This window comes from Polynucleobacter sp. AP-Capit-er-40B-B4 (assembly GCF_018882245.1).
GTDB lineage: Bacteria > Pseudomonadota > Gammaproteobacteria > Burkholderiales > Burkholderiaceae > Polynucleobacter.
The window spans coordinates 113,875-128,453 of record NZ_JACVOV010000002.1; the positions used below are offsets into that span (position 1 = coordinate 113,875).

Genomic DNA, 14,579 nt, shown 5'->3' on the forward strand with positions numbered 1-14,579 from the left:
CTACTTTAGCTACAAAAGATTGCTTATTAACAAATTGCCTTTATAAGAGCCCTAGGTGAGGGTAAAAGTACTTTGCCAATCCGTTGGTCGCGAGCTCGAATCTCGCCCGACCCACCAGTCATACAAAAGCCACCTTCTGGCAGATTTTTCCTTGGAATCCAAGCACATGGCTTGCAGAAGCTAAATTGAGGTAATGTATGCCTAACGTTGCTTACTTTGGAGATGCGGTAGTGCCATTCAAAAAATTACTAAGTATTGCCTTCCCCATCCTCTTAGCAGGCTGTCAGGGCATGATGCCTCAAGAGGGTGCCGCCCCTGTAAATCCAGGTGGTGATGTCACCCTGATCTTCAATCGCACAAGTACAGTTTGGTTTGGAATTGTGAGAAACGCTCAAGTTTATGTGGATGACCTTAAAGTCTGCGTTATCCCCAATGCAGGCAATTGCACAGTAAATATACCTTCAGGAAAACATACTCTTAAGGTAGACAGTACATTTTCTGGCTCATTCGGTGTATTTTCTCAAAGCTATCAATTTGACAGTGGCAAGTCGTATCGCTTTGTAGTTTTGCCAAATAGATCTGAAATGGTTACGAACTACATGAGCCAATTGGGCGTAGCTGAAGCCACATACTATGAGGTCAATAAAACTGCTAACAGCAGTGATAATGGTGACTTCACTATGAGGCCCGCAAACTAGAAGCCAAGCTAGGCCATTGGTCGCAAGCTCAAATCCTATCGGATCCGGCGGTTATTTAAAAGCTATCTTCAGGTAGCTTTTGTATTTGAGTAAGTTTCTTAAAATCAAACGACATCTTGCGACAATTGGCCAATATTATTGCTGCTGTAGTCGGCCAGACTTATTTACTACCCCCGCAGATGGGTCAGGGGTTAGATTACTGCACTCAAGATTGTTTTCCTTTAGATACTGCTTTGACAACTTTACGCGATCATCAATTCCAGGGTGTGTATATAAATAAGTAAGCGCACTGGAAACAGCAGAATTTTTATCCATTACATATTTAATCTTCAGATACCCACATGGCGAGTAAGAAGCATCTAGAAGCCACTTCATACCCAGTGGATTTACCTGATCTTCAATCCCTTTATCCTGAACACGTTTTGCCTCATCAATCGCAGCACCCGCACCATACCCACCAGCAGCAGTTGCAAAAAGAGACACCCCGGTGCTGACAATTTCTTTGGTAACAAAGTACTTTACTTCCCTACTATCCTGAACATCTGCATTATCGCCAGCCGCTATATGAGCATATTGATGACTCAATGCAGCAGCTAAGGACTCCTCATCGGATCCAAAGATATTCAGAAAATCAAAACTCATCGCCACATAACTTTTGCCATCATGCGATAGTAAAAGTAAGGTGTGAAAATCCGAATCTACAAGAGCAATTTGCATATACTGACCCTGGACAGGAACAATCTTCTTTCTAACTGCCATCAGATTCTGGAAATGCTGTTGAGTGATTACATACGGCTTACCACTTACCCCATTAACACGCACATCGCCATCAGGAATTTGAGCAAATTGAGGGTCTGACAAATAGACAACATCATGTATTTGCGTTTTATAAAGATGTGCGCATCCAGAAAGAGCGAGAACTACTAATAACAAGCCTAAAACTACAGGCCTCATTAGATTCCTATCTCTTTAAAGACTTCTTTAGCTACACGGAAACTATCAATGGCTGCAGGTACACCGCAGTAAATGGCTACCTGCATAAATACTTCTCGAATTTCATCTTTAGTAATGCCATTGTTGATGGCGCCACGAACATGTAATTTCAATTCATGCGGACGATTCAAGGCAGCAATCATTGCTAAATTTAAGAAGCTGCGTGTTTTTCTCTCAAGCCCAGGGCGATTCCAGATCTCATTCCAACAGTACTCAGTGACCAACTCTTGCATTGGCATATTGAAGTCATCTGCATTTTTTAATGAAGTCTCTACATATTCAGCACCCAAAACTTCTTTACGTGTTTTTAAGCCTTTTTCAAATAGTTCGCGGTTCATATGTTCTCCTATTTTTATCTATGAATCAAAACTAATATACCTTAATCAAGGCTAGACTTTTCCGCAGAAAAAATGGGTAGTCATACTAATTAAAAAAAGCCCCCGAACTTTCATTCGAGGGCCCTATTGAGCAATCTAGTTATCTAGCGTCCATCGGAGCGCCTTGCTATTAGTGCTTATGGCTTTGGTTTCCCATAGGCATTGAAGAAGAAGGCGCACCTCCATTCATCATTTTTTGATGAACACCCATCATCTGTTGGTGCATTGCAGGATCACAATGCTCGTAGTCATTTGGCCCTCCCATTTGATGACTACCCGTACCCTTGTACCCAAAAATACTAGGGTCAGCCATACCGGCAATCATGGCAATATGCCCAAATACCAAAAATAGAGCTACACATATCGCATGGATTTTGAGTTTACCCATTTGATCAAGTGCTTTATTAACAAGCCCTAACTCTTGCAAGGCAATCCAAATTAATGGAAGACCAGCAATGACATAAGTAAATACTGCTATGACATCAATGATCGTTCTCCACTCACCCGCCTTGGTAATGGGGATGATGGCATTGGTCACGATGTAGTAAATGATGCCAATAAAGTAGATACCCACTGCGATTCCTGCAAATCGATTGAGGTAATAGACCGCCCCATCGAATTTACGGGTAAATAATAGGTATAACTCTGTAATAGCCAAGGTCTCCGCCAGAATGACCGGAATGGCCATAAAGATAATTAAATTCCAAGGCTGGTTAACAGCCAATAACTCCATGTAGTGAGTCATGTTCATTGTATTTCTCCAAAATAAGTGTGCGATTAGTAATCACAAATCAAGCTCATGCGTAATGCAAAAAAGAGCTTAGGATTTTGGAGGTTTATAGATGCAGTTGATCATCGGCTGAAGCGCCAATGAAGAATAATTTACGACTGGGCTTGCACTGAAATCTGCAGGAGCCAGTACTGCAAAGGGTGAAATTACCACCAATCCTAAGCAGCATTGATAGCTATCACCATGACAAGGCTGCTTGCTATTACTATCCGATGCATTGCTAGCCACATCATCACAATGATGCGCAGAGTTATCAACTACAGTAACTTGATGATGGACTTGGGTAACTGATGATTGAGAGGTGGGTTGCACAATAGGCATCACAGCAGCATGAATCAAGCTGGCAAAGAGACTTAGGCAAAGAGTAATACATATCTTTCTCATTCTTCAATTCTATGCCTATTTGGTGGCTTTGTCGCTTGAGGTGATATCGCCCAATATGGCAGATATAACCTACTGAGAGTATATTGCCAAAGACCTTACTGAGTAAGACTAGGAACAGCTCCTGTAAGAATCATATAAAAGCAGTAGATAGAGCCCAGAACAAGCAAGAGCCCGATCAAATACTGAGGAAACCGAATCACCTCTTCTGGTAGGCCCTGCTTTTTACCAGTGACCATAGATCTCACTAGATTCTCTTTTTGTAGCAAGCTCATGATGATCGCAGCGGCAACGTGAACCACAACTACCGCCAAGGCTAGGCTGACGATTGCTTCATGCGCCTCACCCATCAAGTCGCCTAAAAATTCTTTCACACTGAAGTAGCCGGTGAGACCTATTAAAAGTATCAATAGCATGAGGCCAACCATCACGATACCGCCTACTGGGTTGTGCCCAGTAGTGCTGTGCTGATTACCGCTCAAAAGGCCCTTAGCGTGCTTCATCATTTCTACTGGACCCTTTAGGAATTGGGCAAAGCGCGCGTATCTTGTACCCACAACCCCCCAAATCAATCTAAAGAGCACTAATGCACAAGCAGAATAGCCAAACGCATAGTGAATCATCTGCAGGAGCTCGCTCTCGGAAGTAAGCCATGCTCCTGCAAAGCAAATTACCAGCAGCCAATGAAAAACACGCGTAGGGATATCCCACACTAAGATGGTTTGTTTAGTACTCATTTGGCAGGTATCGATATATTCTTTTCACTAAAGATGCCTTCAGCTGCAGTGGTGTGACAGGCTCCACAGTTAGCTGGGCTTTTAACGCCCGCCCTCTTCCACACATCCGCTTTAATCTCATCATGCTTACGAATAAACCAAGAGGTTTTGGTAATGCGATTTTCCGGAGCTACTACGTTATATTTTTGCTTGGTGGCAGCATTCTTCTGTAGCCAGGCAGAGATTTCTTTTTGATCTTTTACATCAAGGCTAGCGTCGGTGCCAAAGTGTTTATTTAGTCCACCCATGACGTTTTGCCAACTCTTTTCACTCAACAGTCCTGGCGGGTAAGCCATGTGACAACTGGCGCATTCAGCCTCATAAGATTTAGGCATATCTGATGGCATAGGCATCTTTGCCGCAAAGGCTGGAGCAGCTACCAAAACAGCCGCCATTAACGTAAAGAAGTTTTTCATGAATGCCTCACTTAATAGTTATTAGCCAGGCAAGAACATCCGCCTTTTCTTGAGCGGTACAGTCACGCCCCAACACATCATTGCAGTTACGCTTAAACCACTTATCTGCCTTAGCTTCATCCGTAAATCGTGCTGGATTGGCGTTAGGCGACAAAGGCTTGATTACCTTGCTAGTAACAATGTGCTTAGTGTCGTGATTAGGCGGGTTTTCGTGGCAAGAAGCGCAACTCCACTCTTTACCGTGCTTGGTGTTGAAAAACTGCTCACCTCTGGCTGGAGATGCTTTACCAGACTGGGACTCATAGGTCTTTAAAAGATCCTGCGGAGTTGCTGCATTAACCAAACCAGACAAACCCAACGATGCGGTTAATAAACAAATTCTAATTACTATTAATTCTTTATTCATTCCTCAAGTATGCGCCCCTGCGGCGACCAAACCGAATACAACACTAAATTGCTCGGGTTTAACTGGTTTCAATAAAAAAGCCACCCGAAGGTGGCTTTATCTGACAACTAGATTACTAAATCTGACTACTTAATGTAGCGTGTATATATCACTTGCGTTCCATCACGTGAGCAACCTTTAGCAACTAATTCATCGTATAGCTTTTTAGCCAAGGCTAAGGCAGGCAATTCTAATTTCACTTTGTCCGCCTCTTCTAATGCAATACCTAAGTCTTTTAAGAAGTGCTCTACATAGAAACCTGGAGCGTAGTCACCAACAATCATCTTCGCACCTAGATTGAGCAACTGAAAGCCAGATGCAGCACCGCCGCCAATGGATTCCATTACTGTTTCGGGATTGAGACCTACTGATTTAGCGTAACCCAGGCCTTCGCCTACACCCATGATGGTTCCAGCGATCACTATCTGGTTACACATCTTGGTGTGCTGACCAGCTCCAGGGCCGCCCTGCAACACCACATTGGTACCCATGATTTTGAGAACTGGGAGTACCGCGTCAAAATCAGCCTGCTTGCCACCCACCATGATGGAGAGTTTTGCATTGCGTGCGCCGATATCGCCACCAGAAACTGGTGCATCCAAACTATGGCAACCACGCTTTTCTGCTTCTTCTGCAATCTTCTTAGCCAATGATGGGCTAGAAGTTGTCATATCGATGAGATACGCATTCTTGGCGCGATCCAAAATATTGCCAGCGCCAAAGTAAACATCTTCAACATCGGATGGATAGCCAACCATCGTGATGATGACATCAGACTCAGCAGCAAGATCGCCAATGGTGTCAAACCACTTAGCGCCTTTAGCAACCAAATCATCGGTCTTAGCTTTTGAACGATTAAATACATTTAAAGGGTGGCCAGCAGCCAATAAATGCCCTGCCATGCTTTGACCCATGATGCCTAGGCCAATAAAGCCTACTCTTAATTTATTGCTCATTTGTTTCGTCCCTTTTGTAGTATTTTTTAGGTAATTTCTGTACTTAGTGATTATATTGTTCTACAGGGAATTGGTGTTTATTCGTCCCAGGGGAATCTGGCGCGGGATAAGTCCTCCATGATTTCGCGCTTACTCTTAGCTGCTTTTCTGGAGCTATACGAGCTTTCTTGATTATCGCCCTGCTGGTCGGGGGCGCCTGCTTGCTCTTGCCCCAACTCTTCTGTCTTTGGAGCTTCTTTTTCGGGCTCTGAATTCGAGTGGTTGACCATGATTAAATAAGCTCAGAAATTTCAATGAGGTTTTGATCTGGATCGCGTACATACACAGAGTTAATCTTTTGGGTTGCTCCGGTACGGATCACAGGGCCCTCGATAATTGGCCAAGCTTCAGCTTTGAGCATTTCAATCACTTGCACCAGTGGGCGATCAGCAATAAAACAAAGATCCAACGCTCCGGGAGTTGGAATATCAGCCTTGGGCTCAAACTCTTTGCCTTTGATATGTAGATTGATCTTTTGATTACCGAATTTAAATGCTTTACGTTCCACTGGCGGCGTACCGCCAATAAAAGACTCTAGCTTCATACCCATAACGCGGGTATAAAAATCGACGCACTCCGCTTCCTTTGCGGTAGTGAGCACTAAGTGATCTAAATGATCAATCATGATTTATTCCTTCCGCTTATTGAGCGCGACGTAATTCATCTACGTAGCATGGCTCTGGATGTAATGTGTAAGTGCTACCCGCCTTAGCTACTTGGCCCGGCACATCATGTCCAACGATCTTTGGCAACTCTTTTGCCAGTTGTAATAACTTCGGAATATTCATTCCCGTGTCATAGCCCATCGCATCCAGCATATGAATGGCATCTTCACTAGAGATATTGCCACTTGCTCCCGGTGCATATGGGCATCCACCTAGGCCTCCTAAGGAACCATCAAAGCGCACAATGCCAGATTGAACCGCGGCCAGAACATTGGCTAAGCCCATGCCTCTGGTGTTATGGAAATGTAATGTCAGCTGCAAATTAGGAAAACGTTTTTGCAAAGCCTCACTCATCTTTTTAACTTGCTCGGGATTAGCCATACCCGTTGTATCGCAAATCGTTAGGCCCCTCACACCCAAATCGGCAAAGCGTTGTGCAAATTGCTCGACTACCGTTTGAGGAACCTCTCCCTCCATTGGGCAACCAAAGCATGTCGATAGCGAAACATTGATTGGTGTTCTGCCATCAACATATTTGATAACTTCAGCAAGCCCTGCAAAGCTTTTCTCCCTTCCCATTCTGAGATTCGCTAAGTTATGCGTCTCAGAGGTAGACATCACGAGATTGAATTCATCAGCCTTGGACTCGAAGGCACGCTCCGCGCCTCTTAAATTAGGCACCAATACGGTGTATTCGACCCCTGGAACTCGCTTAATACGTCCCATAACTTCCTCAGCGTCTCGCAGCATGGGGATTGCCTTAGGTGAAGTAAATGAAGTTACCTCAATCTTGGCGAAGCCGCACTCACTGAGCTCATCGACTAGCTTCACCTTGTCATCAGTCGGAATAAAGTTTGGCTCAATCTGAAAGCCATCCCTCATTACTACGTCATTGAAATAAATTCTGGTCATGTTTTTCTCTTTGCTTATTTTTACTTCGTAAATGCAATACCACGCTCTTTTAAGGATGCGACTTGGTCATTGCTTAGGCCAATGCTCTTGAGAATCTCATCGGTGTTCTGGCCGATATCTGGGGCAAGTGTCTTAATAGATCCTGGCGTGCGAGATAGCTTAGGAATAACTCCAGGCACATCCACCTTGGTTCCATCTTGCATCTGAATAGTCTGAATATTTTCTCTCGCTTTGTAATGTGGGTCATTAGCTATATCGGCAACGGTGTAAATCCTGCCGGCAGGTACAGCAACGGAGTCGAGGGCTTCTAATGCCTTCGTAGTGCTAACTGTCTTGGTCCATTGCTCAATTGCTTGATCTAGTTCAGCTACACGCCTTACTCGACCATCATTATTTTCTAGCTGGGGATCATTACCTAAGTCATCTCGACCGATGACTGTCATGAGGCGTTTAAAAATACTGTCACCGTTACCAGCAACCAATACATAACCACCATCAGCACATTGATAGGCATTGGTTGGCGCGATGCCAGGCAAGGCACTACCAGCAGCCTGGCGCACTTCACCAAAAGCACTGTATTCAGGTAGCAAACTTTCCATACAGTTAAATACCGCCTCATATAAAGCGATATCAATGATTTGGCCTTTACCGCTATTGTGTCGCTCTTGCAGCGCCAACAAAATACCAATCACACCATGCAAAGAGGCCAAGGTATCGCCAATACTGATACCTACGCGGACTGGAACTCTGCCGGGCTCTGCTGTGAGATGACGTAAGCCACCCATGGCTTCTGCTACAACACCAAATCCTGGTTTATCTCTGTATGGACCAGTCTGACCGTAACCGCTAATACGCAGAACAATCAGCTTAGGATTGAGCTCGAGTAATTTCGCTGGATCAAGACCCCAACCCTCTAATGTTCCAGGGCGAAAGTTTTCAATTAATACATCCGCTTCTTTAATGAGAGTTCTGACAATGTCTTGAGCTTCTGCCTCTTTTAAATCTAAAGAGAGGGAACGCTTATTACGTGACTGAACTTGCCACCAAATCGATGTGCCATCTTTTAGCAATCGCCACTTACGTAATGCATCGCCAACCTTAGGTGGCTCGATCTTAATGACATCGGCCCCAAAATCGGCCAATGTTTTAGCGGCAAATGGCCCAGCAATGAGCTGCCCCATTTCAATGACCTTTAAGTTTGATAACGGCTCCATAGATTCCCTTGAATTGCTTTTATGCCAATTTACCCTTCTTCATACTGGCAGAAAATTGCTATTTATGGGAGCATCCTTCTCATTTTGCGAAGGTATAGGTAGAATCACCCCATGAAATCCCCGCTAAACCCCGCCAGAGTCGACTTTGTTACCCTCAAGCTATTCTGCGCCATTGTTCAATCTGGCAGCATTACAAAGGGCGCAAGTGAATGCAACCTAGCGCTATCCGCAGCCAGTAGACGGATATCTGAGTTTGAAGAGACTGTCGGCATGGCACTCCTGGATCGATCTGTCAAAGGGGTCACGCTGACACATGCAGGTCACGCAGTGATGCAACATGCATTGCGATTATTTCAGGGCTTTGAACAATTGAGCAATGAGTTGGGCGAATACTCTAAAGGCGTCAAAGGTCACGTGAGGCTTTGGGCCAATATGTCAGCCTTAACGGAGTTTCTGCCGTCAGCATTAGCAAGCTTTTTAAAAGACTATCCAGAAATACAAGTCGAAGTGGAAGAGCAACTCAGCGGCGATATCGTGAGAGCACTTATGGATGGTATTGCAGACATTGGTGTATTTGCTGAAGGCCCCATGACTACCGGATTAGAAACTCACATTATGGGCAAAGACCAGCTGGTGATTGCTTGCAGCAAAGATCATCCTCTAAGCAAACGAAAAAGTATTTCATTTGAAGAGTGCCTTCAATATGATTTTGTAGGACTTAATCGAGGGAGCTCCCTACTAGAACTCACATCTCGTAGCGCTGAGAAACTCGGTAAACAAATGAGTTTACGTATTCAGGTGCGCAGCTACGATGCGATGTGTCAAATGATTGCCGTTAATTTGGGCATTGGCGTATTGCCCATCCAGGCTTGCGCCGCTCAAATCAAGGCTATGGGCTTGAAAGCAGTTCAATTAGAAGATGCCTGGGCAAAACGAAACCTGCTGGTAGCAACCAAGGCTGGAATTAACCATTCTCCCGCTACCAAACTGCTCAGCCAGCACTTGCTGGGGTAATAGCACTCCGTGTAAATGCTTGAGTGAATTTATCAAGCGCTATTTCAATGACACACCATATAAATAGGCATAAGATGAACTTATGACAATTTTATTTTTACTGCTCTCACCGGCGTTATTTGCTTTGTTTTGGATTGTTCGATTCCAGATCTGCAGCGCTCGTCGCAGACGCCTGATTGACACTTATGGCATTGACTCCAAAAAACTGAGAAAGTTGGGCTGTAAGGAAGTCACCAAACTTCGCAAGCAAATCCAAACACTTGAGGAAAAGAAAGATGCCCATGGACTGGAATCGATTGTTAGTCCTTACAGACCATAAGATAGTCTGAAACCATTGTTGACACACTGTATTTAACTTAAACTGATTAAAGAATTCATAAATAACGAAAGGGTTAAAAATGAAAGTACTACTTCCTGTAGATGGCTCCAAATCCTCATTGAATGCCGCTAAATATGTGGCCAAAATGGCTAAGAATTCTCGCAGCCCTGTAACCGTGACTCTAGTCAGCGTCCACGATGACATTGGTCTTGGCCACGTTAAACAATTCGTAGCCAAAAGCGTAGTAGATGATTACCTTCGTGAAGTCAGCGAAAAAGAATTAAAACCAGCGCAGAAAGTATTAGATGCTGCCAAGGTTAAACACAATATGGCTATTAAACGCGGTCAGATTTCAGAAGAAATCATTGCTTTGGCGAATAAAGACAAAGTTGACATGATTGTGATGGGTGTTAAAGGCCGTAGCGGCATCTTAGACGTACTGGTTGGCTCAGTTGCTCAGCGTGTTTCTAGCTCAGCAAAGCAACCTGTTTTATTGGTAAAGTAATTTCTGCATTTTTAGTATCCAGCTTAGTTGGTTGCTACTGGCAACCAACTCTTCTGATCACGCCATCATTCCAAAGCGCTAGCTCCTCGAGAGATTCTTGATCGCATAACAGATGGTAAAAATAACTCCAAATCGATCAAGCCTTGTACTCATCGACTTACAAAGTCGTTTGATGCCTTCTATTCATCAAGGAGAAGAGGTTCTTAAGCAATGCATCAAGATCTCTAAAATCGCCAGGCTTCTAGATATTCCTATTATTGCTACCGAACAAAGTCCGCAAAGCCTGGGGCATAACGTTGATGCAATCACCCAGTTTTGTGAAGCCACGGTAGCAAAAGATCATTTTGATGCCTGCCAAGATGGGCTTATCAATGCGCTATCTAAAAATAGAGAGCATCTGATTCTTGCTGGATGTGAGACTCACGTATGCGTAATGCAAACCGCTTTAGAGCTGGTGCGGCAGAACTTTAAAGTTTCTATTTTGGTAGATGCAGTTGGGTCACGTAGATCTCTAGATCGAGATATCGCCCTTCATCGCCTTGGCTCGTCTGGAGCAACACTTCTCACGGTTGAGATGATGGCTTTTGAATGGCTAGGAACTGCCTCTAATGAATGCTTTAAGGATGCATTAGAGATCATTAAATCCTAGGTTTGCGCTTATTTAGGTGGTTGATTTGGCAATAAAGAATGCCTTTGGTACTGGAGTACACCAAACCACACCATCGCCGACCTGCCCCGTCTGACATACCGTCACAATGCGATCCATCAGCACTTCAGCAACTTCATCATTACAAATAATTTCTACTCGTACTTTTGCTGAGTAGTCTGTCAATTCATCTTTGATGTTTGCTTTACTGGTTTTGGATGGCGCACTACAACCCTCCACCTTAGCGACTGTCATTCCCGGAAACCCTGGAGTCTCCATGAGCGCTGTTCGTAAAGCAGGTAATTTATTAGGGCGAATAACCGCCTTCACTTCCATCATGCTTCCACCTCTTTGTCTTCAAACCATCTATATAGAACAGGTAACACCAATAAAGTGAGTGCTGTTGAGGTGATCAATCCCGCAATCACCACAGCTGCCAGAGGGCGAGTTACCTCTGAACCAGGACCGCCGGAGAACAGCATTGGTACCAATGCCAACATTGCCACTGACGCAGTCATCATGACCGGCCTAAAGCGATGGCCGCAACCATGAAGGAGTGCATCCTCCATGCTGTATCCATCCTCACGCAATTGCTTAATAAAGGAGATCAGCACCACACCATTGAGTACGGCGATACCCCACAAGTTAATGAAGCCCACCGCCGCTGGCACCGAGAGGTATTCGCCTGTAATGAATAAACCAAACACGCCACCAATCGATGCAAAAGGCAGAACCAAAATAATGAGGCCAGCCAAACGAAGTGACTTAAACAACATAAACAATAAAAAGAAGATTGCTAAGACCGTCAAAGGAATGATGATCATAAGGCGCGCCATCGCTCTTTGCATGTTTTCAAACTGACCACCCCATTGCAAGGTATAGCCTTGAGGTAATTCCACATTCTTAGCAATCAGTTCTTGAGCTTCTTTTACAAAGCCACCTAAGTCGCGCCCTTCCACATTCACGCCAACTACCAAACGACGTTTACCAGACTCACGGGAGATCTGGGCTGGGCCCTCTACCAGGGAAATTTCAGCCAAGTCGCGCATTAGCACTTGAGCACCATCGGGAGAATGCAAAATAATATTTTCAATGGCATCAATATTATTTCTGTAAGGACTTGGGTAGCGTAAAACTAATGGGAAGCGACGCTCGCCCTCATAAATGGTGCTAGCCTGCTTACCGCCGATAGCCGTTTCAATAACTTCATTTACATCGGAAACGTTAATACCATAGCGTGCAATCGCATCACGATCAATTTTGATATTGAGATAGTTCTGACCAGAGGCTTGCTCAATACGCAAGTCGTTACTACCCTTCATCTTAGTTAAGACTTGACCAATTTGTGAGCCCAGTTTTTGCAATACTGGCAATTCGTCACCAAATATTTTCACCGCTACTTGTGAGCGCACACCAGAAACCATCTCATCCACCCTGGCTGCAATTGGTTGAGAAATCACCAATTCAATACCAGGTAAAGTTTTGAGCTTTTCACGAATTTGTTGAGCGATTTCTTCCTGGCTTAAATCTCTATCGCCTAAGGGTTTGAGCGTCACAATCGGATCAGACTCATTCGGTTGACCTGGGTCTGCAGGAGATTCTCCCTTACCCAGTCGAGAGACCGCCATCTCGACACCAGGAATAGTCATGATGCGTTTAATCGCTTCGAACTCTAATTTAATAGATTCGTCTAATGAAATATTAGGTGCACGAACAATCACAGGAGTGATAGAACCTTCTTGCATCACTGGAATAAAGGCTTTACCGAGCATTACAAACCCAACCAAGCTAATGCCTAGAGCAATAATGGCTCGCTTGACTACTAATTTAGGATTTGCCAAAGACCAATTCAACCAACGCTCATACGGGGCGCGCATTTTTTTGACTATCTTAGTGTCATCCTCGCCGCCACCCTTCAAGATGTAGGAGCACAAGACTGGCGAAAGCGTAAATGACAGAATCAAGGAGATGGTTAATGCGATAGCAATCGTAATTGCCATCGGAGCGAACATCTTTCCCTCCATACCCTCGAGTGAGAGCAGCGGCATAAACACCAAAATAATGATGCCCACACCAAAGAGCACAGGCTTACCTACTTCAGATGCCGCCTCTAAGATGATCCTGTTTTTGGATTCTCCACCCTTAAGGCGTTCACCCAATTTCGCAAAGGTGTTCTCCACCACTACAACAGAACCGTCCACCATAATGCCGATCGCAATGGCTAGACCCCCTAATGACATCAGGTTCGCTGAAATACCATAACGATTCATGACCAAGAAGGTGAGCAACGGCGTGAGGAGCAGCGTGGCAACCACAATCAAAGATGAGCGCACATCCCCCAAGAAGAGGAATAGCAAAATAATCACCAGAATCACGCCTTCAACCAGTACTTTTGCCACATTGAACATGGCCGCATTCACCAAATCAGTACGGTCATAGAAAGGTACGATCTGTAAGCCGTCTGGGAGCAGCTTACCTTCGTTAATCTCTTCAACTTTAAGTTTGATGCGATTGACTACATCCCGTGCATTACCGCCACGGATCATCTGAATAATGCCGGCGACACTTTCCGTATAGCCATTCTTAATAGCGGCACCCTGACGAATCTCGCTACCAATCGTCACTTCGGCTACGTTCTTCACATATACCGGAATACCTTTTACTTCTTTCAAAATAATCTTGCCAATATCTTCTGGCTTAGTAATTAAGCCTAAACCGCGAATGAGGTAGCGCTCTGCATAAGTTGGTAACTGACCACCACCGGAGTTAGCATTATTTCTAGCAAGCGCTTGATAGACCTCATGCAAGCTAACTTGATAGTGGCGCAAACGTTCAGGATTCACTAAGACTTGATATTCTCTGGCGTAACCACCTTGCGTATTAATCTCAGCAACACCAGGAATAGAACGCAGCATTGGACGCACAATCCAATCTTGCACTGCGCGTCGATCAGAGAGCTCATCCACCGTTAACTCACGATGTCGATCCGATGGATGATCCAGTGTGTACTGGTATACCTCACCTAAGCCGGTAGATGGTGGTGCCAATACCGGAGTAATTCCAACTGGCATTCTGGAAGCAACTTCAATTAATCGCTCTGTGACTAATTGACGAGCAAAGTAAATATCGGTTTTTTCAGTAAACACCAAGGTAATGACGGAAATGCCATTACGGTTTAATGAGCGCATCTCTGTCAAACCTGGCAAACCTGTCATCGCCAATTCAATAGGGATAGTTACAAAACGCTCAACCTCTTCAGGGGATTTTCCAGGAGCCTCCGCAGCAACCTGGACCTGCACGTTCGTTACGTCTGGAAATGCATCGACAGAAAGTCGCTTAGTCGCCAAAAGTCCGGCAACAAGCAATACGATGGCAATAATCACCACCAATAAGCGTTGCTGTAACGAGAGGCGAACGATTCTTTCAATCATCT

19 protein-coding genes are annotated in these 14,579 nt (G+C 44.6%); 5 read left to right on the forward strand and 14 right to left on the reverse strand.

The genetic code is table 11. The annotated features are described in order from the left end of the window. The first annotated feature begins 197 nt into the window (after window positions 1-197). The gene (locus ICN19_RS05520) at window positions 198-698 is read left to right on the forward strand and encodes a hypothetical protein (RefSeq protein ID WP_216246137.1); all 501 of its coding nucleotides are present in this window, start codon (window positions 198-200) and stop codon (window positions 696-698) included. Between the two features lie 135 nt (window positions 699-833). Here ICN19_RS05520 and ICN19_RS05525 read toward each other — a convergent pair whose 3' ends face one another. The 12 genes from ICN19_RS05525 to ICN19_RS05580 all read right to left on the reverse strand — a co-directional run bounded on the left by ICN19_RS05525 (window position 834) and on the right by ICN19_RS05580 (window position 8,662). Next, window positions 834-1,652 (reverse strand): hypothetical protein, encoded by an 819-nt coding sequence (locus tag ICN19_RS05525; protein WP_216246138.1) that lies wholly within the window; start codon window positions 1,650-1,652, stop codon window positions 834-836. Further along, entirely contained in the window at window positions 1,652-2,029 is a 378-nt protein-coding gene (locus ICN19_RS05530; protein ID WP_216246139.1) for a carboxymuconolactone decarboxylase family protein, read from the reverse strand. Before ICN19_RS05530 ends, ICN19_RS05525 begins: the two co-directional genes overlap by 1 nt. A 169-nt stretch (window positions 2,030-2,198) precedes the next feature. Beyond that, complete coding sequence (locus tag ICN19_RS05535) at window positions 2,199-2,819, reverse strand: DUF6803 family protein (protein ID WP_216246140.1); 621 nt, start codon at window positions 2,817-2,819, stop codon at window positions 2,199-2,201. Window positions 2,820-2,888: 69 nt separating this feature from the next. Beyond that, window positions 2,889-3,242 (reverse strand): hypothetical protein, encoded by a 354-nt coding sequence (locus tag ICN19_RS05540; RefSeq protein WP_216246141.1) that lies wholly within the window; start codon window positions 3,240-3,242, stop codon window positions 2,889-2,891. A 95-nt stretch (window positions 3,243-3,337) separates the two neighbouring features. Then, complete coding sequence (locus ICN19_RS05545) at window positions 3,338-3,976, reverse strand: cytochrome b/b6 domain-containing protein (protein WP_216246142.1); 639 nt, start codon at window positions 3,974-3,976, stop codon at window positions 3,338-3,340. Beyond that, window positions 3,973-4,431, reverse strand: coding sequence for a diheme cytochrome c (locus ICN19_RS05550; protein WP_255536953.1), 459 nt, complete (start codon window positions 4,429-4,431; stop codon window positions 3,973-3,975). Before ICN19_RS05550 ends, ICN19_RS05545 begins: the two co-directional genes overlap by 4 nt. 7 nt (window positions 4,432-4,438) lie before the next feature. Further along, window positions 4,439-4,837, reverse strand: coding sequence for a DUF1924 domain-containing protein (locus ICN19_RS05555; RefSeq protein WP_216246143.1), 399 nt, complete (start codon window positions 4,835-4,837; stop codon window positions 4,439-4,441). A gap of 125 nt (window positions 4,838-4,962) precedes the next feature. Then, window positions 4,963-5,832 (reverse strand): NAD(P)-dependent oxidoreductase, encoded by an 870-nt coding sequence (locus tag ICN19_RS05560; RefSeq protein ID WP_216246144.1) that lies wholly within the window; start codon window positions 5,830-5,832, stop codon window positions 4,963-4,965. Between the two features lie 77 nt (window positions 5,833-5,909). Further along, window positions 5,910-6,101, reverse strand: coding sequence for a hypothetical protein (locus tag ICN19_RS05565; RefSeq protein WP_216246145.1), 192 nt, complete (start codon window positions 6,099-6,101; stop codon window positions 5,910-5,912). 2 nt (window positions 6,102-6,103) lie between these two features. Then, entirely contained in the window at window positions 6,104-6,496 is a 393-nt protein-coding gene (locus ICN19_RS05570) for a VOC family protein (protein WP_216246146.1), read from the reverse strand. Between the two features lie 16 nt (window positions 6,497-6,512). Next, on the reverse strand, window positions 6,513-7,448 hold the full coding sequence (locus ICN19_RS05575; RefSeq protein ID WP_216246147.1) for a hydroxymethylglutaryl-CoA lyase: 936 nt from the start codon (window positions 7,446-7,448) through the stop codon (window positions 6,513-6,515). Between the two features lie 20 nt (window positions 7,449-7,468). Then, window positions 7,469-8,662, reverse strand: coding sequence for a CaiB/BaiF CoA-transferase family protein (locus ICN19_RS05580; protein ID WP_216246148.1), 1,194 nt, complete (start codon window positions 8,660-8,662; stop codon window positions 7,469-7,471). Window positions 8,663-8,773: 111 nt separating this feature from the next. On the opposite strand from ICN19_RS05580, the gene ICN19_RS05585 reads away from it, so the two are divergent. The 4 genes from ICN19_RS05585 to ICN19_RS05600 all read left to right on the forward strand — a co-directional run bounded on the left by ICN19_RS05585 (window position 8,774) and on the right by ICN19_RS05600 (window position 11,149). Further along, the gene (locus ICN19_RS05585; RefSeq protein WP_216246149.1) at window positions 8,774-9,676 is read left to right on the forward strand and encodes a LysR family transcriptional regulator; all 903 of its coding nucleotides are present in this window, start codon (window positions 8,774-8,776) and stop codon (window positions 9,674-9,676) included. 82 nt (window positions 9,677-9,758) lie between these two features. Continuing rightward, the gene (locus ICN19_RS05590) at window positions 9,759-9,995 is read left to right on the forward strand and encodes a hypothetical protein (protein WP_216246150.1); all 237 of its coding nucleotides are present in this window, start codon (window positions 9,759-9,761) and stop codon (window positions 9,993-9,995) included. A 79-nt stretch (window positions 9,996-10,074) separates the two neighbouring features. Continuing rightward, complete coding sequence (locus ICN19_RS05595) at window positions 10,075-10,500, forward strand: universal stress protein (RefSeq protein ID WP_068324195.1); 426 nt, start codon at window positions 10,075-10,077, stop codon at window positions 10,498-10,500. 112 nt (window positions 10,501-10,612) lie between these two features. Continuing rightward, window positions 10,613-11,149: an isochorismatase family protein gene (locus ICN19_RS05600; protein WP_216246151.1), complete on the forward strand. Its 537-nt coding sequence runs from the start codon at window positions 10,613-10,615 to the stop codon at window positions 11,147-11,149. Between the two features lie 12 nt (window positions 11,150-11,161). Here the strand turns inward: ICN19_RS05600 and ICN19_RS05605 are convergent, their stop codons facing one another. Continuing rightward, window positions 11,162-11,485, reverse strand: coding sequence for a P-II family nitrogen regulator (locus tag ICN19_RS05605; RefSeq protein ID WP_216246152.1), 324 nt, complete (start codon window positions 11,483-11,485; stop codon window positions 11,162-11,164). Next, on the reverse strand, window positions 11,482-14,577 hold the full coding sequence (locus tag ICN19_RS05610; protein ID WP_216246153.1) for an efflux RND transporter permease subunit: 3,096 nt from the start codon (window positions 14,575-14,577) through the stop codon (window positions 11,482-11,484). Before ICN19_RS05610 ends, ICN19_RS05605 begins: the two co-directional genes overlap by 4 nt. Between the last annotated feature and the right edge of the window lie 2 nt (window positions 14,578-14,579).